General features: G+C 55.9%; 18 protein-coding genes and 1 pseudogene. 17 read left to right on the top strand and 2 right to left on the bottom strand.

Features of this window, described 5'->3' with window-relative positions; genetic code table 11:
• Positions 1–3: 3 nt before the first annotated feature.
• Complete coding sequence (locus tag CVU69_03720) at positions 4–1,752, top strand: hypothetical protein (GenBank protein PKN13116.1); 1,749 nt, start codon at positions 4–6, stop codon at positions 1,750–1,752.
• A 72-nt stretch (positions 1,753–1,824) separates the two neighbouring features.
• Here CVU69_03720 and CVU69_03725 read toward each other — a convergent pair whose 3' ends face one another.
• Together CVU69_03725 and CVU69_03730 are read right to left on the bottom strand one after the other, a co-directional pair.
• Entirely contained in the window at positions 1,825–3,936 is a 2,112-nt protein-coding gene (locus CVU69_03725; protein PKN13117.1) for a hypothetical protein, read from the bottom strand.
• 2 nt (positions 3,937–3,938) lie between these two features.
• Positions 3,939–4,034, bottom strand: a pseudogene (locus CVU69_03730) (lactate utilization protein).
• A gap of 838 nt (positions 4,035–4,872) precedes the next feature.
• On the opposite strand from CVU69_03730, the gene CVU69_03735 reads away from it, so the two are divergent.
• The 16 genes from CVU69_03735 (at position 4,873) to CVU69_03810 (ending at position 20,140) form a co-directional block, all read left to right on the top strand.
• Complete coding sequence (locus CVU69_03735; GenBank protein PKN13118.1) at positions 4,873–6,468, top strand: lactate permease; 1,596 nt, start codon at positions 4,873–4,875, stop codon at positions 6,466–6,468.
• 32 nt (positions 6,469–6,500) lie between these two features.
• Positions 6,501–7,874 carry a glycolate oxidase subunit GlcD gene (locus tag CVU69_03740; protein ID PKN13119.1) on the top strand — a complete coding sequence of 458 codons (1,374 nt, stop codon included), beginning with the start codon at positions 6,501–6,503 and terminating at the stop codon, positions 7,872–7,874.
• Position 7,875: 1 nt separating this feature from the next.
• Positions 7,876–9,135, top strand: a complete 1,260-nt coding sequence (locus CVU69_03745) for a (Fe-S)-binding protein (GenBank protein ID PKN13120.1) — start codon at positions 7,876–7,878, stop codon at positions 9,133–9,135.
• 122 nt (positions 9,136–9,257) lie between these two features.
• Positions 9,258–10,958 carry a hypothetical protein gene (locus tag CVU69_03750; protein PKN13121.1) on the top strand — a complete coding sequence of 567 codons (1,701 nt, stop codon included), beginning with the start codon at positions 9,258–9,260 and terminating at the stop codon, positions 10,956–10,958.
• A gap of 28 nt (positions 10,959–10,986) precedes the next feature.
• A complete protein-coding gene (locus tag CVU69_03755; protein PKN13122.1) occupies positions 10,987–12,306 on the top strand; it encodes an electron transport complex subunit RsxC in 1,320 nt (439 codons plus the stop codon).
• Positions 12,307–12,320: 14 nt separating this feature from the next.
• Positions 12,321–13,280, top strand: a complete 960-nt coding sequence (locus CVU69_03760) for a Na+-transporting NADH:ubiquinone oxidoreductase subunit D (GenBank protein PKN13123.1) — start codon at positions 12,321–12,323, stop codon at positions 13,278–13,280.
• Entirely contained in the window at positions 13,273–13,860 is a 588-nt protein-coding gene (locus CVU69_03765) for a hypothetical protein (GenBank protein ID PKN13124.1), read from the top strand. Before CVU69_03760 ends, CVU69_03765 begins: the two co-directional genes overlap by 8 nt.
• A gap of 25 nt (positions 13,861–13,885) precedes the next feature.
• Entirely contained in the window at positions 13,886–14,476 is a 591-nt protein-coding gene (locus tag CVU69_03770; protein ID PKN13125.1) for an electron transport complex subunit RsxE, read from the top strand.
• Positions 14,477–14,495: 19 nt separating this feature from the next.
• Positions 14,496–15,071 carry an electron transport complex subunit RsxA gene (locus CVU69_03775; protein ID PKN13126.1) on the top strand — a complete coding sequence of 192 codons (576 nt, stop codon included), beginning with the start codon at positions 14,496–14,498 and terminating at the stop codon, positions 15,069–15,071.
• 13 nt (positions 15,072–15,084) lie between these two features.
• Positions 15,085–15,966, top strand: a complete 882-nt coding sequence (locus tag CVU69_03780; protein PKN13127.1) for an electron transporter RnfB — start codon at positions 15,085–15,087, stop codon at positions 15,964–15,966.
• A complete protein-coding gene (locus tag CVU69_03785) occupies positions 15,963–17,027 on the top strand; it encodes an ApbE family lipoprotein (protein ID PKN13128.1) in 1,065 nt (354 codons plus the stop codon). The genes CVU69_03780 and CVU69_03785 overlap by 4 nt, the downstream gene beginning before the upstream one ends.
• A complete protein-coding gene (locus CVU69_03790) occupies positions 17,014–17,397 on the top strand; it encodes a hypothetical protein (GenBank protein PKN13129.1) in 384 nt (127 codons plus the stop codon). The genes CVU69_03785 and CVU69_03790 overlap by 14 nt, the downstream gene beginning before the upstream one ends.
• 18 nt (positions 17,398–17,415) lie before the next feature.
• On the top strand, positions 17,416–17,943 hold the full coding sequence (locus tag CVU69_03795) for a heptaprenyl diphosphate synthase (GenBank protein ID PKN13130.1): 528 nt from the start codon (positions 17,416–17,418) through the stop codon (positions 17,941–17,943).
• 81 nt (positions 17,944–18,024) lie between these two features.
• A complete protein-coding gene (locus CVU69_03800; GenBank protein ID PKN13131.1) occupies positions 18,025–18,750 on the top strand; it encodes a FadR family transcriptional regulator in 726 nt (241 codons plus the stop codon).
• A gap of 95 nt (positions 18,751–18,845) precedes the next feature.
• Positions 18,846–19,142: a hypothetical protein gene (locus CVU69_03805; GenBank protein PKN13132.1), complete on the top strand. Its 297-nt coding sequence runs from the start codon at positions 18,846–18,848 to the stop codon at positions 19,140–19,142.
• 41 nt (positions 19,143–19,183) lie between these two features.
• Entirely contained in the window at positions 19,184–20,140 is a 957-nt protein-coding gene (locus tag CVU69_03810; protein PKN13133.1) for a class 1 fructose-bisphosphatase, read from the top strand.
• The last annotated feature ends 121 nt before the right edge of the window (positions 20,141–20,261 follow it).

Raw genomic sequence — 20,261 nt, forward strand, 5'->3', positions numbered from 1 at the left:
AACGTGGCCGCAAATCTCCACAAGACAAAAATCAGGCAGATAGTTTCACGGCAAGTCATCAGCGTCAGCGCCGATGCGACCGTGGCCGAGGCAGTTGGCATCATGTCCCGCAACGGCATAAGCTGTGTGGTTGTAGAAGAAAAGAAAAAGCCTCTCGGTATATTCACGGAGCGGGACCTGGTGAAGCTATCCGACCGCTATGAAGCCTCCAAAAATCTTCCCATCTGCTCATTCATGTCCAGTCCGGTGGTCTCAATTGCCGGACATCTGACGGTATTTGAGGCCTACAGTCTCTTGATAGCCAACAGGATTCGCCATCAAGTGGTGGTGGACAAAGGCGGCAGGCTGCTGGGGGTTCTGAGCCAGTCCGATATCATAAGCTTCCTTGGCCTCGAATATTTCATGGAGCTGAGGAAGATTCAGCAGATAATGACAAGTGATGTCGCCTGCATCGCACCTGGAGCAAAACTTTCTGAAGCGCTGGCGATCATGGCCCGGTCCGATATCAGCTGCGTGATTGTGGAACAAGCCGGCCGGCCGGCCGGCATTATCACGGAGCGGGATGTAGCCAGGTTGGTGGCTGAGGGGGTTCAGTCGGAGACGGTCTCGGCAGGATCTGTCATGAGCAGTCCGGTACGGGTCATTCAGGCCGGTGATACGGTCCACAAGGCTGCCGCCCTCATGAAACAGGAGGGGATACGGAGGGTCGTGGTGGTGAACGACGAAGGGGGGACCGCCGGCATCATTACCCAGACCGATGTGATTAAGGGTCTGGAAGGGGAGTACATCGAATCCCTGAAGGAGATCATTCGGGAAAAGGAGGATATTTTTCAGCAGACCGCCAATGATCTCCTGAACAAGTCAGCCTTTCTCGACAGCATTCTCAGATCGGTAACCGACACGGCTATCATAGCCACTGATTCGGAGTTTGGTGTCAAGTATTTAAATCCGGTGGCAGAGCAGGTACTTGCCTGTTTCCCTTTTTCGGCCACCGGCAGCAAGATTTTTGAGCTGAAGGCACTGGAAGGCGAAATCGCCGAAACTCTGCAGGGCGCTCTTGAGCATGCCTGTAAGCGAGGCAAGGCGTCCTTTGTCGGCCAAATTTCGCAAAACGGGCAGACCCGTTACTATCAGACCAATCTGTCAAGTATACTGAACCGTCAGGCGGCATTGGTGGGGTATGTCATCATGATGAATGACATCACCGAACAACGGCAGCAACAGGAGACTATCCGGCACCTAGCATTCCATGACGCCCTGACCGGCCTTCCAAACAGGGTGCTTCTCAGCGAGCGACTGAACCAGGCGCTGGTTTCCTGTCACCGCAGCGGCACCAGGGGGTCGCTTATGATTCTTGATCTCGATCGCTTCAAGGATATCAATGATACCCTGGGACACAGCATGGGTGACCTGCTCCTGAAGGGGGTGGCCGAGAGGCTCAACACCCTGTTACGAAAAAGTGACACGGTCTCTCGCATGGGTGGCGATGAATTTGTGATATTGTTTCCCCTTGTTAATCACCCGGACGGGGTGTCCGTGGTAGCCGGCAAGATAGTGGAAGCCTTTCGGGAACCCTTTGTCTGCGACGGCCATGTCTTGAGTGTCACAGCAAGTTTGGGTATAGCCGATTTTCCCGATGATGGTGACGACAACGATACCTTGCTGAAAAAGGCCGACATCGCCCTTTATCGTGTCAAGGAGGCTGGGAGAAACGGTTTCCAGCGTTATGCCGAACAGGTGACCGTTGACTGACCTCCCCTTAGACAATCCGTAGCGATTATCGAAAATTCGCCGCCCTCCAGCCGAGGGCGGCGAATTTTCTCTTCAACCCATCCGTTCCCGCACCAGCGTCGCGGTATGTTCAACCCGAATCTTGCTGCCGCTCGCCTCCAATCCCCCCTCAATCTGCAACTTGCAACCAGGACAATCGACCGCAAGAATACCAGCCCCGGTCTCGTTAATATTCGCCAGCTTATTCTTCAACACTTCCTGTGAAATCTCCGGATATTTGATGCTGTAAGAACCGCCAAAACCACAGCACTTGTCGCAGTCGGTCATCTCCTGAATCTCGGCATTTGCCAATTCCCGCAACACCTGCCTCGGCTCTTCATGGATCCCGCAGCCCCGTTTCAAATGACAGGCATCGTGGTAGGTCACGACCTGTTTCTCGCCGCCTTCCTGCCCTTTGCTCGCATCGATCTTCCGCGCCGCCAGCTCCGAATAATTGAAGGTCTTCGCTGCCAATTTCTGCGCCTTCTCCGCATAAAGCGGATCATCTGCCAAGAGTTTCACGAAGTCGTGGGTGATCGACATGGTGCAGGTCGGGCAGATGGTGACGACAAAATAGGCCTCTTCGCTGAGGAGAACGTCGATGTTGAGCTTGGCCATCTCCCGCGCCGCATCCATTTCGCCGGAATAACGGGCAGGGATGCCGCAGCAGGATTGTTCCTGCGGGAAGGCGACGCTGTAGCCGAGCTTCTCCAACGATTCGACGGTGTCACTGCACATCTCCGGGTAGACAAAATCGGCGAGACAGCCGGAGTAGAAGAGGACCTTTTCCTGCTGCGGGGCGAGGGCAGGGGTGGTTGGCCGTTTGAGCATCAGATCGCGAAACGGGACTTCGGCAATCGGCGGCAGCGAACGGTTGGCGGTTTCGCGATTAAGCACCATCGGCAGGTGACGAATCCGTCCGCCGGCGCTCTGGAAGGGTTTCTGGGCGAGATAAGCGGCGCGCAGGGCGGCATGGAAGAGTTTGCGGTTCTTCATCATCGTCCCGAACATGAACTTCTGGCCAAAGGGTTTGCGGATCTTGTCGCGCAGATCGACGATCAGCCCTTCGATATCGATCTCGGCAGCGCAGACTTCGTTGCATTTGCGGCAGCCGATGCAGAGTTTGAGGATCTCTTCGGCTTTGTCGAAGCCGTGGAAGAAGGGGGTGAGGACCAGGCCGATGCCGCCGACGTAGATATGGCCGAAGACATGACCGCCGACGATTTCGTAGATCGGGCAGACGTTGGCGCAGGCGCCGCATTTGACACATTGCAAGGCGGTCTGGAACTCCGGGTTGGCGGCGAGAGCGACGCGGCCGTTGTCGAGGAGGACGATGTGCAGTTCGCGGCCATCGCCCCCGGTCGGCCCTTTGATGAAGGAGAGGTAGGAGGTGAGCTTCTGGCCGGTGGCATTCTTGGGGAGGACTTCGATGACATCGAGAGCTTCGTCGAGGGAGGGGACGATCTTTTCGACGCCGATCAGGGCAATGTGGGTCTGGGGCAGGGTGGTGACGAGGCGGGCATTTCCCTCGTTGGTGATGAGCGCTATGGCGCCGCTGTCGGCCATGGCCACGTTCGCCCCGGACATGCCGACCTGACCGGTGAGAAAGCCGCTGCGCAGAGTTTCGCGGGCCTTTTGCACAAGAAAGGGGATATCAGCCGGGCAGTCGCTGCCGATCTCCTTGGCGAAGAGTTCTGCCACCTCTTCCTTGTTTTTGTGAATCGCCGGCATGACCATGTGCGAGGGCCGCTCGCCGGCGAGTTGGATGATCCATTCGCCGAGATCGGTCTCCAGACAGCGGACGCCGCGCGCTTCAAGGTAGTGATTAAGTTCGATCTCTTCTGAAGTCATCGCTTTCGATTTGACAAGAAAATCGGCGTTTTTGCTCTGGATGATCTCAAAGATAGTGCGGTTGGCGTCTTCCGGGGTGCGGCAGAAATGGACGATAGCGCCGGCCTTTTCTGCGCTGGCGGTGAACTGGGCGATCAGCTCCAGTAACCGCTGGAGTCCTGCCAGCTTGCTGACGGCGATGCGATGGCGCAGCGCTGCAAAGTCGATCCCTTCAAAGGCCTTGGCCCGGGCGATCGGGTAAGCGGTGGCAAAATTCTTCAATGCTTTGCGCAGGAAGGTGTTGTTGATATTGGTGTTGATCCGTTTGTCAGCCATGACTATTCCCCCTCCAGCAGCAGAATGTGCAGTTCTTTGGGGCCGTGCACACCGATGGTCAGCACCCGTTCGATATCAGCGGTGCGGGAAGGGCCGGTGGTGATCGAAAAATAAGTCGGGCCGGCTCCAAGAAGTTGTGCTTTGAGGGACGCGCTGAGGTCACGCAGGGTCGGAACGATCGATGAAGTGCGGAGAAAGACCGCATGCTTGGTCGCCAGGGCGGTGGCGGCGCGCTCGGCCGGATCAGTGAGTTGCACCAGGATGCTGCCGGTCGCGGCAATCCCCGCTTCCGCAAAGCTGATACAGAGCGTGGCATCCGCCGCCGTGCTCAGGTCGCTTAGAATCAGGCCCGCAAGGTGCGCATTCAGTTCATCGGGGAGAGTGGAAGCGCAGATGCTCCCGCCGGCGGCAAGCTCCTGTAAAAGCGAACTCAGTTCCTTCGATGTAGAGAAGTGCCGCCCGGCTGCGTTTGCAGCCCCCAGGCCTGAACCGCAGCTGTGGACCTCTGCTCCGATCACCTGTGCTGCGACCCTGAATTTTTCGACCGTGGTTTCATTCATTGAATTCTTCTCCGGCGCTGTTGCTGGAATCTGGCAGTTAAGTAGAGGTCTTACCATTTATAGTTATCTGATAATAGGTGGAAAAATGAGGAGATGTCAATTGCGAAAATAACAATGTTTCTGCTTTCTTTGTTTGAATAGGGTTTGCATTCCCGCCTATTCACGAAATTATTATCGTTTTAGCATTTTTTCTGGTTCTATTTTTATAGATACAGAACGTCTTTCTATTTTCCGCTTGACAGAAGACGGGCACCTCATTAATCTGGTAAAAAAATAAATGGTAAGGCCAATTATTTGAAATGTCATTTCCCCCTTGGCCGCCAGTCTTAACGTTGAGGAATTCAGAACCGCACCGCACCGAGGAAAGGAACCTGTCATGCCTGTCCTGTTGTCGTTGTTCCCCATTGTCTTTTTGATCTACCTGATGACCAAAAAGAAGAGTGTCCCTTCCTTTCGGGCTCTGCCGATCGTCGCTGTCATCCTTTATCTCCTCAAGCTCACTTATTTCGGCGCCGATGCCAACCTGGTCAACGCCAGCGTCATCAGCGGCCTACTCACCGCTCTGGTCCCGATTTCCATCATCTGGGGAGCGATCTTCTTCTTCAAGACGATGGAGTATACCGGGGCGATGGATACCATCCGCACCTGGCTGAACGGGGTGACGACCAACAAGGTCGCTCAGGCGATGATCGTCGGCTGGGCTTTTGCCTTCCTGATCGAGGGGGCGAGCGGCTTCGGCACACCGGCGGCGATCGCCGCCCCGATCCTTGTCGGCCTCGGCTTCCCCGCGGTGCGGGTGGCGATGCTCTGCCTGATCATGAACAGTGTGCCGGTTCATTTCGGCGCTGTCGGCACCCCGGGATGGTTCGGCCTTGGCCAGCTCCCCGGCATCGGCCACGAACAGCTCCTTGATATCGGTTTCCGCGCTGCGATTATCCACTCCGTCGCCGCTCTGGTCATCCCGGTCATCGCCCTGACCTTTGCCCTGTCTTTTGCGGAGGTCAAGAAGAATATCCTCTTTGTTTACCTGAGTATCCTTTCCACCATGATCCCTTACCTGATAGCCGCCCGTTTCGATTATGAATTCCCCTCGGTCGTTGCCGGCACTGTCGGCCTTATCTTCTCGGTCGTCATCGCTAAGCAGGGGATCGGTCTGGTCCGTGAAGAGGGGAGCAAGGGGCCTAACTCGATTTCGATTCCCGCTTTAATCAAGGCCTCGTTCCCCCTCTGGGGAACTGTTATCATCTTGCTGCTGACCCGAATCAAGCAGATCGGCATTAAGCCTCTCCTCACCGGCAGCAACACCTGGATTGAAGCGTCCCTTGGCACGCTCGGCGACTTTTCCCTGAGTTCTTCGCTCGTCATCACCCTTAAAACCATCTTCGGCACTGACACCGATTGGAAATACCAGATTCTCTATGTCCCCTCCCTGGTCCCCTTTATTCTCATTTCCGTCATCACCTTCTTCATGTTCAAGGCGAATAAAGAGGCGATCAGCCGCACGGTCAGTGAATCGTTCCTGCAGATGCAAAAACCGGTCATCGCCCTTTTGGCCGCCCTTGTCTTTGTCAAACTTTTGATGCTCAAGACCCCTGGCGTCGACGCCAACACCATTCTTATCGGCAAGGCTCTCGCCGACACCATGGGCGCACAGTGGCAGTTCTTTGCCAGTTATCTCGGCGCCCTCGGTGCCTTTTTTTCCGGCTCTAACACCGTCTCTAACCTGACATTCGGCGGCATACAGCTCGCCATTGCCAAAGATCTCGGTCTGCATACTAACACCATTCTCGCCATGCAGTCCGTCGGTGGCAGTATGGGGAATATGGTCTGCATCAACAATATTGTAGCGGTCTGCTCGGTCCTTGGTCTCTCGGCCCAGGAGGGCTTTATTATGAAGCGCACGGTTGTGCCGATGCTGATCTACGGCGTCATCGCCGGAATTGTCGGCTATATCCTTTCGCAGGCATTCTAACCATTATTTGATTCATAGAGACGGGGTGATTTATGGACAGTTCATTGCTCAAGGAATTTAAACAGATCGTCGGTGCAGAATACGCCTTGAGCGATCGGGAGTCGCTTGCGGTCTACGGTTACGACTCGACCCCGGAACTGGAGAGCCGTCCCGGCGTCGTCCTCCTCCCGGCCTGCCGCGATGAGGTTGTCCGGATCATGGGGCTTTGTGCCGCTGCCGGGGTGAGCGTCACGCCGCGCGGCTCCGGTACCAACCTTTCGGGCGGGTCGATCTCCAGCGATGGCGGTGTCGTCCTCCAGACCAGCCGGTTGAACCGGATTATAGAGATCGACGAGGAGAATCTCACCGCCACCGTAGAGCCCGGCGTTATTACCAGCACGCTGCATCGGCAGGTCGAGGCGCGCGGACTCTTTTATCCGCCCGACCCCGGCAGCATGCACATCTCCACCATGGGGGGGAATGTCGCGGAAAACTCCGGCGGTCTGCGCGGCCTCAAGTACGGGGTCACTGCCGATTACGTTATGGGGCTGGAGACAATCCTGGCGAACGGCGACCTCCTTCGCACCGGCGGCAAGGTGGTCAAGGATGTGGCCGGCTACAATCTCAATCCCCTCCTCGTCTCCTCGGAAGGGACGCTTGGGATCTTCACCGGCATTACCGTCAAGCTTATCCCCAAACCGCAGGCGAAGATCACCATGCTCGCCCACTTCCCGGCGATGAGCGATGCCGCCCTGGCGGTCTCGGCGATTATCGCTGCCAAGGTTATCCCGGCGACCCTGGAGTTTCTCGACAAGGTGACGATCAAGTGTGTCGAGGATTACGCTCACGTCGGTCTCCCCCTTGATGTCGATGCTGTCCTCCTGATCGAGGTTGATGGCCATCCGGTCGTTATTGCCGAGGAAGCCGCCGCTGTCGCCGAGATCTGTAAAAAGCACCGCTGCTCCTTCTTCCAGACCGCCAAAGATGCCGATGAAGCTCTCAAACTGGCGACAGCCCGGCGCACCGCCCTTTCGGCCCTGGCGCGACTGCGGCCGACGACGATTCTGGAGGATGCGACTGTGCCGCGCAGTTGTATCGCCGCCATGTTGCAGGTGATTCAGGATGCAGCGAAGAAATACGACGTGACCATTGGTACCTTCGGTCATGCCGGCGACGGCAATCTCCATCCCACCTGTCTGACCGATGAGCGCGATCAGGACGAAATCAAGCGGGCGCATCAGGCCTTTGAAGTCATCTTTGATGCCGCTATTGCCATGGGCGGGACGATTACCGGTGAGCACGGGGTCGGGCTGGCGAAGAAGAAGTACCTGCCGCGTCTAGTTGGCGAGTCGGGTGTGCGGGTGATGCGCGGTATCAAACAGGCCTTTGATCCGCAGGGGATTCTTAATCCCGGGAAGGTCTTTTGAGATGGATGAGGTCAAGCTGATCAACTGCATGCGCTGTGGCATGTGTCTGCCGCACTGTCCGACCTACAAGGAGACCTTCCTGGAGACCGCCTCACCGCGCGGCCGGGTGGCGCTGATCCGTAAAGTGTCGGAAGGGGAACTCGACCAATCGGAGCGCCTCCTCGACTATCTGTCCCTTTGTCTTGATTGTCAGGCCTGCGCTTCGGCCTGCCCCTGCGGCGTTAATGCCGGCGAACTTGTGGCGGAATTCAGCTGCGAACGGAAGGGCGGGGAGGGGTTGAACTTCATGGAGGATCTCGTCCTGCGCAAGCTGGTGCCGCATCCTGATCGTCTTGAGATTTCGATGGTGCCGATGCGTCTGTATCAACGCAGTGGCCTACAGAAGCTGGTGCGGAGCCTCGGGGTGATGAAGATGTTCCCCAAGCCCCTTGAGCGGATGGAAGGGCTGCTGCCAGAGCTGCCGAAGAAGCCGCTGCGCCAGGAGATCTTCGAGATCACCCCGGCGATCGGCGCGGAGCGCGGCACCATCGGTTTCTTTCTCGGCTGCGTCATGAGTCTGATCTTTAGTGATGCCAGTCGGGCGACGATCAAACTCCTGTCTTCCCTCGGTTACAAAGTGATCACTCCGAAGAATCAGGTCTGCTGTGGCGCCCCGAATATGCTGGGCGGTGATTTCGCTGGTCTGCAGGAGGCAGCCCGCACCAATGTTGAGATTTTCGCTGGTTATGATCTTGATTTTATCGTCACCGATTGCGGTGGCTGCGGCGCCGAGTTGAAGAAGTACGAGCATCATATTGACGGGGAAGGGGCGAAAAAATTTAGTGACAAGGTGCGGGATATCTCTGAAGTCCTCGCCCTGCATGCCGACGAGTTGGCCGCACTCCTTAATCCGTTGCCGCTGAAGGTCACTTATCACGACCCCTGCCATATCGCTCATTGTCAGGGGATCCGGCAGCAGCCGCGGCAGTTGTTGCAATTAGTTCCCGGCCTCGATTATCAGGAGTTGGCATCGGCCGACGCTTGCTGCGGCAGTGCCGGGACCTACAATATCTCCAAGCCGTCGATGTCCGACCGCATTCTGCAGCGCAAACTCGATACGATTGCCGCCAGTGGCGCCGACGTGCTGGTGACGAGTAATCCCGGCTGCCTTCTGCAGCTGAAGAAGGGTCTGGCGGAGCAGTTGCCCGGGGTCAGGATTCTCCATCTCACCGAGCTTCTTCTTCAATCTCTCCTGGCACCATTGCCGAAGAACCCTTCTTAAAGAGATCTTGACACTTATATTTTATTTATGATAATAATATTTATTATAAATAAAATTATTTCCTAACATCATGATTTGTAACAGTAAAAATAAGCCTTGCTGATTATTTCGCATTTGTTAAAATGTTAAATTCTTTCAGCTTGGCAAAGAGCTTGTCCTCTGCCAGCAACGCCGATTATTGGTTCTTTTCTTTGCCTCCTCCCGGAACGGTCTTTCCTTTCATGGAAATAATCGAAATGCAAGGAGTTGAGTTTACGCATGCTCCGGGCGAGGGTGCCGGGAAGCCCGCGAAAGCTCTGGATAATGTTTCCCTGTGTATTAATAGGGGTGATTTTGTCGCCATCCTTGGCAGCAAGGGTTCGGGCAAATCAACTCTGGCGCGGCTGCTTAATGCCCTGTATCTTCCAACGGCCGGGCGGGTGCGCATTCATGGGATTGACAGCTGCGATGCCAGCCGTCTTTGGGAGATCAGACGGTTGACCGGGATGGTCTTTGCGGATACAGCCAACCAGATTGTCGGCACCACGGTCGAGGAAGATGTCGCCTTTGGTCCGGAAAATCTCGGGTTGCCCGCGGCGGAGATCCTGCTTCGCGTTGAAAGCGCTCTTCAGGCCGTCGGTCTGATGGACTTTGCCGGACGCGCTCCCCATACCCTGAGCGCTGAAGAGCAGCAGCGTCTGGCGCTGGCCGGGATTCTCGCCATGCAATCCGAGTGTATCATTCTCGATGAAGCGACCACCCGGCTCGATCCGGCGGGGCGGCAGGAGATCATGCGCTTGCTGCGCCGTCTCAACCGGGAATTGGGGCTGACCATTCTGCACATCACCCGTCACCGGGACGAAGCGGTTCTGGCGGATCGCGTCCTTGTTCTGGAGTCAGGACAGATCGTTCTCGATGGGACACCGGCGGAGGTCTTCGCTGATGATGCGCGCCTTGCGGCGCTTGGCCTTGCAGAGCCACTGCCGCTCCGTCCCCCGAAACAGGATGGCGCTGCTATCGATAGTCAAAAGGCCTGGAGCTATCCGCTGGTCATGATGGGGGGCTATGCACCAGGGGACTCGCTTTTGCACCGGACCGATGCGCGCAGCAAGATCCTTCTGGCGCTCCTCTTTATGGTGCTTTTGTATAGTGTGGAGAGCTATGGGGCGCTCTTCCTCCTATGCGCCTTTATGCTGCTGCTGACACTGGGGATCGGGCGTTCACTCAGCGATTCCTGGCGCGGTCTGCGTCCGATCTTGTGGCTGGCGGCCTGTGCTGCTTTTTTCAACATTTTCTTTGTTTCGGGGGCACCGCTCGCGACTTCCGGGATCTTGAGTTATCTCTCGTATGAAGGGCTGCACCGCTCGGCGAAAATGATGCTGCGCCTGATTCTGCTGGTGAGCAGTGCCACGCTGCTGACGGCGACGACGTCTCCACTTGCCCTGACTTCCGGGTTGGAGAGTCTTTTGCAACCGTTGAAACGCATCAAGATACCGGTTCAGCAATTAGCCATGCTCTTCGCCCTGGCCTTGCGTTTTATCCCGGTGATCGTCGAAGAAGCGGCAAAGAGTATTCAGGCCCGGGCCTCTCGCTCCCCGGCCTTTCATATCGGCGGCTTACGGCAAAGACTGCAAGGGTATATCCCCCTGCTCTTTCCTCTCTTTGTGGCGATTTTTCGTCGCGGCGAGGCTCTGGCTACGGCGATGGAGGCACGCTGTTACCGGGGAGATCTGCAACGGACGAGGATGCGACCGTTGCAATTTTCCTCAGCGGACCTGTTCAGCAGTGCTGTGCTGCTGGTTTTGTTGACCGTGCTGTTTTTTGTTGAAGTTAAAGTTGTATAGAAATGACCTTCTCCTGGAGTCAATAGAGATGAAGAGAAGTACTTTTAAAGGCGGGATCCACCTGGACGGGCACAAGGAGTTGACCAGCAACCTGCCGACGGTTGTCGCCCTGATCCCCGACCGGGTCTACATTCCCTTGTCCCAACATATCGGCGCCCCCTGTGTCCCTCTGGTCGTCGCCGGTGATGAGGTCAAGAAGGGGCAGAAGATCGGCACGGCCAAGGGGTTTGTTTCCGCCCCCATCCATGCCAGCGTCAGCGGCAAAGTCGTCGGCATTGAAGTCATGGAGCACCCCGGCGGCAGTTTTGTCCCTTGTATCATCATTGAGAACGACCACCGGGAAGAATGGGCGGAAACAGTGCAGCCGGCTGCTGATCCGGCGACTTTGACCCCTGATGAACTGCGCGCGATTCTTCTCGAAGCCGGCATCGTCGGCCAGGGGGGGGCGACCTTCCCGACCCATGTCAAGTATGCCCCGGTCGCAGGGAAGAAGATCGACACGGTCATCCTCAACGGCGTCGAATGCGAGCCCTACCTCACCGCGGATCACCGCCTGATGCTGGAAAGAGCGGAGAGGATCGTTGCCGGTCTCGGTTATATGATCCGCAGTATCGGCTGCACGCAAGGGGTCATCGCCATTGAAGAGAACAAGATGGATGCGGTTGCGGTGATGGAGAAGGCGGTTGCCAACCAGCCGAACCTTCGGGTTGTCGTCCTCAAAGAAAAATATCCGCAAGGCTCGGAGAAGCAGCTCATTTACGCTTGCACCGGAAAAGAACTCCCGGTCGGTGAGCTGCCGTTGTCGGTGGGGGTGATCGTCAATAATGTCGGAACCGCCGCGGCTTTCGCCGACGCTGTCGAGTTGGGAATTCCCCTGATCGAACGCTACGTCACCGTCAGCGGTCCCGGTATCTGTCATCCTGCCAACTACCTGGTGCGCATTGGCACCCTCTTCAGTGAATTGATCAAACAGAGTGGCGGTTATCTCGGCGAAGTCGAGAAGATCATTGCCGGTGGCCCGATGATGGGGAAGACTGTTTTCTCCGATGAACTGCCGGTGGTCAAAGGGACTTCCGGCATTGTCCTCCTTCATAAAGAGCCCCATCGGGCGCAGAAGGAATACCCCTGCGTACGTTGCGCCAAATGTATCGACGCCTGTCCCGCCTTTCTCGAACCGACTTCTCTGGCGCGACTGGCCAAGCGCAGTGCCTGGGAAGAAGCGGAAAAAGCCGATGTCATGAGCTGTATAGAGTGCAGTTCCTGTGTTTATGCCTGTCCCGCCCAGATTCCGTTGATCCAGTATATCCGCCGGGCCAAGCAGGCCATTCTCGCTGCCAAGGCGCGTTAAGGGAAGGAAGCCGGATGATTCCGCAGAAAAATCTTATCGTTGTCACCTCCGCACCGCATGTGCACAGTCCGGACAACGTCCCGACCGCCATGCGCGATGTCCTCATCGCCTTGACGCCGGCGCTGCTGGCCGCCCTCTACTTCTTTCGATTGCCGGCATTACTGGTGATCCTGGCCTGCGTGATCAGTGCCTACGCTGCCGAGATTGTCTGCCTGAAGATCATGAAGCGGGAATCACCGACCCGGGAGAGCAGCGCCATTATCACCGGCCTCCTTCTCGCCTTCTGTCTGCCGCCGTCGTTACCGCTGTGGATGGCGGTCCTCGGTACGATCTTCGCCATTGTTGTTGCCAAGCATCTCTTTGGCGGCCTCGGCCAGAATATCTTCAATCCCGCCCTGATTGGCCGGGCTTTCCTCCTCGCGTCATTTCCGGTGGCGATGACCAACTGGACCAACCCCCTTGACGGCTTGAGCACCGCCTCCCCCCTCGGGATTATGAAAGAGGCGGGCGGGGAGATCCTCCCTCCGCTCCGAGATATCTTCCTCGGCTCGGTCAGCGGCAGTATCGGCGAGACCAGTGCTCTGGCTCTGCTCCTTGGCGGTGCTTATCTCCTGTACCGCAGGCAGATCGACTGGCGCATACCCGGCACCTTCCTCGGCACCGTCTTTCTCCTCACCGCCATGATCGGCGGGATAAAAGGGGAGGGACTGTGGTATCCCGTTTATCACCTTTGTGCCGGCGGCCTCCTTCTCGGCGCCTTTTTCATGGCGACCGACTGGGTCACCTCACCGGTGACCAAGCTGGGGCGCATCCTCTTCGGTATCGGCTGCGGTCTTTTGGTCGTCCTGATCCGTCTCAAAGGGGGCTATCCGGAAGGGGTGGCCTACTCGATCCTGTTGATGAACGTCGTCACCCCGCTGCTCGATCGCTATACCAAATCGCGGGTATTCGGGAGGGTGAAGAGCCATGCGTGATATTTTAAAGCTCGGTCTTTTTCTGCTGCTGGTCGCCGGTGTCGCCGGTGCCGGCCTCAGTTATGTCAACAGCCTCGCCAGTCCGCTGATCGCCCAGCAGATTTTGCAGAACAAGCTTGACAGTTTCAAGGAAGTTTATCCCCAGTCCGACCGGGTTGTCGACGAAACCGCCACCTATCTCACGTCTCCCTACGATCCGGTGATCAAAGAGGTGAATATCGCTTATCGCGGCACCGATCCGGTCGGAGTCATCTATGCGGTCGAGACCAAGGGCTACAGCGGGCCGATCGCTCTTCTTGCCGGCTTTGATATCGCGACGGCAAGGATCACCACGATCAAGGTCCTTAGCCAGCGGGAAACACCGGGACTCGGCGCCAAAGCGACCGAGAGCAAATTTTATGACCGTTACAAGGATAAAGGGATCGACCTTGCCCTCGAAGTGACCAAGACCCCGCCGGTCAAGGAGAATCAGGTGCAGGCGATCACCGCCTCCACCATCACCACCAAGGCGGTGACCAAGGGGGTCAATGCCGCCCGCGAGCACTTTATTGCCCACTTCGCCGCGGCGAAACAGCCATGAAAAATTTGTCGTGGAGGTCTATCCTATGAACTTGAAGGATCAATTTAGCAAAGGGCTGGTTCAGGAGAACCCCCTCTTTCGCCTGCTGCTCGGCATGTGCCCGGCCCTGGCTGTGACCACCTCAGTCAATAACGGTCTCGGCATGGGGGTGGCGGTGACCGGTGTCCTTTTGGCCTCCAATATTGTCGTCTCGGCAATGCGTAAGGTCATCCCCTCCAGCGTCAGGATTCCTGCCTTTATCGTCATTATCGCCACCTTTGTCACCATTACCGATATGCTGATGCATGCCTTTACCCCGGCGCTTTACACGGCCCTGGGGATCTTCATCCCCCTGATCGTCGTTAACTGCATCATCCTCGGTCGGGCGGAATCTTTTGCCAGCCGCAACACCATGCTCCCCGCCATAGTCGATGCCCTCGGTATGGGAATCGGTTTTACCGTGGCGCTGGTCATGGTCAGTGCGGTCCGCGAAGTCCTCGGCGCCGGGACCTTTTTCGGCCTGCAGCTCCTGCCGGAGAACATTCCTGCCCTGATCATGATCCTTCCGCCCGGCGGATTCATTGCCCTCGGCTGCCTGTTGGGCCTGATGAACAAATTCCAGAAAAAAACCGCATAAGGGAAGGGGAACCTGTCAGATGCAAGAATATTTCATCATTATTATCAGCGCCGTCCTGGTTAATAATATCGTCCTGTCGCAGTTTCTCGGGATCTGCCCCTTTCTCGGCGTCTCGAAAAAACTCAGCGCCTCGCTGGGGATGGGGGGAGCGGTCTCCTTTGTCCTCATCATCGCCAGCCTTATCACCTGGGCGCTCCAGACTTACCTTTTGACTCCGCTCAACATCACTTATCTGCAGACGATCGCCTTTATTCTGGTCATCGCTTCGCTGGTGCAGTTTGTCGAGATGGTGATTAAAAAATTCAGCCCGCCGATGTACAAGGCCCTGGGGATCTTTCTGCCGCTGATCACCACCAACTGTGCGGTCCTCGGTGTGGCGATTATCAACATTCAGAATGAATACTCCCTCGGCAAGGTTATGGTGCACAGCCTCAGTCATGCCGCCGGCTTTACCCTCGCTCTCCTCCTCATGTCGGGGATTCGCGAGCGGCTGGAAGATGCTGATATCCCCGAGAGTATGCGGGGAACCCCGATCGCCCTTATCGTCGCGGCATTAATGTCCATCTCGTTCCTCGGTTTTTCCGGTTTGACCTAGTGGAGGCGTATTGATGCTAGTTGCAATTTTAAGTCTCGGGGCCATTGGTGCCGTCTTTGGAATCATTCTCGGCTTTGCCGGCAAGAAGTTTGCCGTCGCCGTCGATCCCCGTGTTGAAGCCCTGCTGCAAATCATGCCCGGCGCCAATTGCGGCGCCTGCGGGCTGCCGGGTTGCGCAGCCTTTGCCGAGGCAATCGTCGCCGGAAGCGTCAAACCGACTGATTGTGCTCCAGGCGGAGCGACTCTGTACGAACAGATTGCCGCGATCATGGGGACGGAAGTCTCGGCCTATGAAGAGCGCAAAGTCGCGCAACTCCTGTGTCAGGGGGGCTACGGTCGGACCCGGATGCTTTATCGCTACGAAGGGATCAAGGATTGTCGTGCCGCCCTCGCCAACTTCAAAGGGCCGAAAGCCTGCGACTTCGGTTGTGTCATGCAGGGTTCCTGTTTCAAGGTCTGCCCCTTTGGCGCTATCGAGATGGGGGCTGACGGTCTGCCGGTCATCGATTACTACCGCTGCACCGCCTGCAACAAATGCGTCGTCGAATGTCCGCAGCAGATCCTGAAGCTGATCGGCGTGTCGCATCTGGTCACGGTCCGCTGCGTCAATACCGAAAAGGGCAAAGAGGCCAAGGCCAACTGTTCCGTCGCCTGCATCAAGTGTAAAATCTGTGAAAAGAACTGCCCGGAAGATGCCGTGCATGTCGTGGCCGTCGGGGAAGGGAGCGTCGCTGTCATCGATGTCGAGAAATGCACCAACTGCGGCATCTGTGCCGCCAAATGTCCGACCAAGTCGATTGACATGATTTCACCCCTGTCGGAACATGTTGTTCTTGAAATCGGCACGACTCCGGACGCCGGTTGTCAGGCCTGCGGCGTCTGCAAGACGGAATGACCAGGCGCAGCAATCTCTTGCTGATACTTTGTCTCGGCTTGCTGGTCGTCGGGGTGAGCGTGTTCCTGTCGGAACACCGGATAAAGGAATACCGCAGCGAGCAGTTTCTCATGGATACGCTGGTCAGTATCAAGGTCTACGGTGACGATGTCGCGACCTTGCCGGTGGCGGTTACCGCGGCTTATGGCGAGATGCATCGTATTGCTGCTCTTGTCGATCGCTTTCCGTTGCCAGGGACGGAGGACTGTCGCCGCAGCGATGTCTGTCGCATCAATGAAATGGCCGGAATTAGTCCGGTGCGCGTTGATGCTGACACTCTGGCGATGCTGCTGCTGGCGAAAAAATATCACAATCTGAGTGCCGGCGCCTTTGACGTGACGATCGGACCGGTGATGGACCTTTGGGACTTTGCCGGGGAAAATCCCAAAATTCCCGCATCTTCGATCATTGTCGAGACACTGCCGCTGGTCGATATCGAGAATTTAGTGGTCAATGATGTCGAATCGACGGTCTATCTGCGCAACGTCGGAATGAAACTCGATCTCGGTGCTCTGGCTAAAGGTTATGCGACTGAAAAGGCGCTGCAGGCTCTTGCCAAACAGGGGATCAAGAAAGCCCTGATCGATGCCGGCGGGAATATTCGCGTCCTTGGCAGCAATGCCAGCAATGCTCCCTGGCGCATCGGTATCAAGGATCCTCGCAAAGCCGGCGGCCTGATTGCTATTGTCGCCCTTGAGGATGCTGCGGCCGTGACTTCGGGCGATTATTACCGTTATTTTGAGGTGGCCGGCCAACGTTACCATCACATCCTTGATCCACGCAGCGGTTATCCCGCCAGTGAAAATATGAGTGTGACGGTGGTGAGCCAGGACGCCGGTCTTGCCGATCTCCTGTCGACAACCTTTTTCGTCATGAAGGGGGAGGAGGCATTGGCTCTGGCGGAAAAACTCGGCGTCAACCTGGTTTTGGTGAACGTTGACGGGCGCATTTTTCATACCCCCGGCCTTGCTGCTCACCTCGAAGTTCTGCCCGGAGGGGCGTATCGCTATGACCCGCGCTGATAAGCTACTGATCGCCGCGATCCTGTTTTGTGCACTATTAGGACTGCTGACGATCTATCGACACTTCTTTACTTCTTCAGACCAGCTTTTACCAGCGCAGGCGACGATCACGGTTGAAGGGAAAGTTCTCCGGACTATCGACCTTGACCCCGCCAGCGGTAAAGAGATGATGCAAATTGTCGGACGTCTAGGCCCGGCAACAGTGGAGGTCGCTGAGGGCAGGATTCGCATGCTCGAAGCGAACTGTCCCGAACAGATCTGTGTCAAGCAGAGCTGGATTCAGTCGCCGGGTGCGACGATAGTCTGTCTCCCCGGCGAAATCATCATTCATATCGACGGTCCCGCCCCGGTGGATGCCGTCACCCGCTAACCGGAGGCGAGCCCACCCATGTTCAGTACCCGCCGCCTCGTCTACCTTGCTTTATTACTCGCCATGGCCACCACCCTGCATGTCCTTGAAGGGCTGTTCCCTATTCCTTTACCCTTCCCCGGGGTTAAACTTGGTTTAGCGAACATTGTGACTTTGCTGGTCCTGTATCTTTATGATCTGCGCGCCGCCATGACCGTGGCGATCGCCCGGGTCTTTCTCGGGTCATTGCTGGGGGGAACCTTCTTTGCGCCCGCCTTCTTCCTGGGTCTGACCGGGGCTCTGATCAGCACGCTGGTAATGGCTCTACTGGTTAAAAAGACCACCTTTTTCAGCCCCCTCGGAATCAGTCTGTCCGGTGCCGTCAGCCATAATCTCGGGCAGTTGCTGATGGCGTCCTTCCTTCTGCAGAATCAGGCGATCTTTTTCTATCTCCCCATTCTTCTTCTCGGCGCTATACCGACCGGTCTGATGACCGGCTATCTTTTGCAGGGATTACTTGAACGGCTGGAGGCGACAGGAATTTTAGCGGAATTGACCAAAAATTGAAGCGAACTGCAGATTGCACCATCCCGGAAAATAGTGTATTGAAAGCGGATATTAATCTCCTGTGATTGCCGGATGACGACTATGACCTTTACGCCGATCAGGCCGAAAAAAATTTCCGCACAGATTGCCGAGCAGATCCGAAACTCGATCATGTCCGGTGAATTTGTCCCCGGTGACCGCCTCCCTCCAGAGCGGGAACTCGCAGAGATGTTTGGCGTTTCCCGTCCATCTGTCCGGGAGGCCCTGAATATTCTCGGCGCGTCAGGACTGGTCGAAGCACTGCAAGGGGGCGGGACGACGGTTCTGTCTCTCATGGAACAGGGGAGCGGAAATGCCCTGAGTGATATGATTCGTATCGAGCAGGAGCGGGCCCTGGACGTCATCGAGGTGCGCAAATGTATGGAGAGCTGGACTGCCTACTTTGCTGCGCAGCGCGCTTTGCCGGAAGATTTACGGCGCATGGAGGAGATTGTCGACGGCATGCGACAAAATCTGGAGACATTACAGCCCTCAGAAGATCTTGATGCCAACTTTCACATTGTTATTGCCCGAGCGACTCATAACGTCGTCTGGCTCCATCTTATGCAGAATATTTTTGACGCGATGAAAGAGTTTCAGCGGGGGGTGTGGCGGGCGGTTTATCTGACCGAAGACGATCAAAAGCAGCTGTTCAATCATCATCACAGTGTCTTTCAGGCTATAAGAAGTGGCGATGCCGAGCGTGCCAGGGTTTTGATGCTTGAACATCTCGGCTTTGCCGAGGAGCGAAGCAACCTCTATCTGAAGAAGATCAGAGAAGGCCTCTGATATATGGTTATCTGTATATTCTCAATGATTGCTTGCACTTCTCTTTTTTTTTGTTAAGATAAAGGTGTATTTAATCTCTTGCAGGAGGTGATGTCATGACCGATATTTGGAAAGAACGCGAAAGAGCTCTGGAGAATGAGTACATCTACAAAAGAGAAAAGTTACTCATCGAGAAGATGAAGCAGATGGAAGAGAAAGAGAAGCTGGCTATCTGTCGTAATCACTGCCCGAAATGCAGCGAAAAATTAGTACCGATGGATTTTCGCGGTGTTCCGCTTGATCAGTGCCCCGGCTGCAAGGGAATCTGGCTGGGGCCCAAAGATCTGGCGATCCTTGCAGAAAAAGATCACCGCAACTGGTTCGATAAATGGTTCAAGGGTGAATTTGAATAGTCCGTCAGTCAATATTTTTTGTATACGACCAGGAGAATTTTATGTCTGCAGCCCCGGGCAAGACCAAGTTTCAAGTTGATCTGCGTTGTTATCTGCGTGATTCCAATGTTGATCGTGACTTGACCCGACTGATCTGCGAAATTGCCGATGCCTCGAAATATATCATCAACTCCATTCGCACCGGCGATCTCGGGGTCGCAGGAACGTCCAACCTTTACGGCGAAGAGCAGTTGGCCCTCGATGTCCTCTCTGATCGCATCCTGCGCAAGCGCTTGATCCATTCTGGTGTGGTTTCGACCATTGTCTCCGAGGAGACCAACGAAATCATCAGCGTTGATCATTCCAATAATCAAAATGGTTGCCGCCGCTTCTCAGTGGCTTATGATCCCCTCGACGGTTCGTCCCTCGTCGATGTTAATCTGGCTGTCGGTACGATCGTCGCAATTTACGACGGGGAGAATATCCTGCAAGCCGGCCGCCATCAGGTCGCCGCCATGTATATTCTTTACGGGCCGAGGACGACCCTGGTCCTTTCGACAGGCAACGGCGTCCAGGAATTTGCCATGAACGCACTGATGGAATATACCCTGGTCAATGAAAATATCCGCTTGGCCCAGTGCGGCTCAATCTACTCTCCCGGCGGCCAGCGCAACAAGTATACGGCCGGGACTGAAAAGTTTGTCCGCCAACTCGAAGAGAAAGGAGCCAAGCTCCGTTATAGCGGCGGCTTTGTTCCGGATATCAATCAGATCCTGATCAAGGGGAAGGGGATCTTCCTTTATCCGCATCTGCAGGGGGCACCGCAAGGGAAGCTCCGTCTCCTTTATGAATTGTATCCGATGGCTTTTCTGGTTGAACAGGCCGGTGGCGCGGCCTCGACCGGCAAGGAAAGGATTCTCGATATCATTCCGGCGCAAATTGATGATCGCGCTCCGGTCTTCATCGGCTGCAAAGAGGACGTTGCTCTGGCGGAAGCTTATATCGCCGAACATGGTTAATCAATTAAAAGGTCAGGCATCGTTATCCGCCTGACCTTTTTTATAAACTTAAAAATAACCATATTGGTAATAATTTCTTGACAACGTTTTTTTCATGTGTAGACTGCGAACATTGCTGAGA

This window comes from Deltaproteobacteria bacterium HGW-Deltaproteobacteria-4 (assembly GCA_002841765.1).
Classification (GTDB): domain Bacteria; phylum Desulfobacterota; class Desulfuromonadia; order Desulfuromonadales; family UBA2197; genus UBA2197.

What these genes read in the sequence shown, in the direction of transcription:
- CVU69_03775 (PKN13126.1), top strand. Translation starts at nt 14,496, where the DNA reads ATGCAAGAATATTTCATCATTATTATCAGCGCCGTCCTGGTTAATAAT.
- CVU69_03735 (PKN13118.1), top strand. Translation starts at nt 4,873, where the DNA reads ATGCCTGTCCTGTTGTCGTTGTTCCCCATTGTCTTTTTGATCTACCTG.
- CVU69_03785 (PKN13128.1), top strand. Translation starts at nt 15,963, where the DNA reads ATGACCAGGCGCAGCAATCTCTTGCTGATACTTTGTCTCGGCTTGCTG.
- CVU69_03750 (PKN13121.1), top strand. Translation starts at nt 9,258, where the DNA reads ATGTTAAATTCTTTCAGCTTGGCAAAGAGCTTGTCCTCTGCCAGCAAC.
- CVU69_03725 (PKN13117.1), bottom strand. Translation starts at nt 3,936, where the DNA reads ATGGCTGACAAACGGATCAACACCAATATCAACAACACCTTCCTGCGC.
- CVU69_03790 (PKN13129.1), top strand. Translation starts at nt 17,014, where the DNA reads ATGACCCGCGCTGATAAGCTACTGATCGCCGCGATCCTGTTTTGTGCA.
- CVU69_03810 (PKN13133.1), top strand. Translation starts at nt 19,184, where the DNA reads ATGTCTGCAGCCCCGGGCAAGACCAAGTTTCAAGTTGATCTGCGTTGT.
- CVU69_03770 (PKN13125.1), top strand. Translation starts at nt 13,886, where the DNA reads ATGAACTTGAAGGATCAATTTAGCAAAGGGCTGGTTCAGGAGAACCCC.
- CVU69_03800 (PKN13131.1), top strand. Translation starts at nt 18,025, where the DNA reads ATGACCTTTACGCCGATCAGGCCGAAAAAAATTTCCGCACAGATTGCC.
- CVU69_03765 (PKN13124.1), top strand. Translation starts at nt 13,273, where the DNA reads ATGCGTGATATTTTAAAGCTCGGTCTTTTTCTGCTGCTGGTCGCCGGT.
- CVU69_03780 (PKN13127.1), top strand. Translation starts at nt 15,085, where the DNA reads ATGCTAGTTGCAATTTTAAGTCTCGGGGCCATTGGTGCCGTCTTTGGA.
- CVU69_03740 (PKN13119.1), top strand. Translation starts at nt 6,501, where the DNA reads ATGGACAGTTCATTGCTCAAGGAATTTAAACAGATCGTCGGTGCAGAA.
- CVU69_03755 (PKN13122.1), top strand. Translation starts at nt 10,987, where the DNA reads ATGAAGAGAAGTACTTTTAAAGGCGGGATCCACCTGGACGGGCACAAG.
- CVU69_03760 (PKN13123.1), top strand. Translation starts at nt 12,321, where the DNA reads ATGATTCCGCAGAAAAATCTTATCGTTGTCACCTCCGCACCGCATGTG.
- CVU69_03805 (PKN13132.1), top strand. Translation starts at nt 18,846, where the DNA reads ATGACCGATATTTGGAAAGAACGCGAAAGAGCTCTGGAGAATGAGTAC.
- CVU69_03795 (PKN13130.1), top strand. Translation starts at nt 17,416, where the DNA reads ATGTTCAGTACCCGCCGCCTCGTCTACCTTGCTTTATTACTCGCCATG.
- CVU69_03745 (PKN13120.1), top strand. Translation starts at nt 7,876, where the DNA reads ATGGATGAGGTCAAGCTGATCAACTGCATGCGCTGTGGCATGTGTCTG.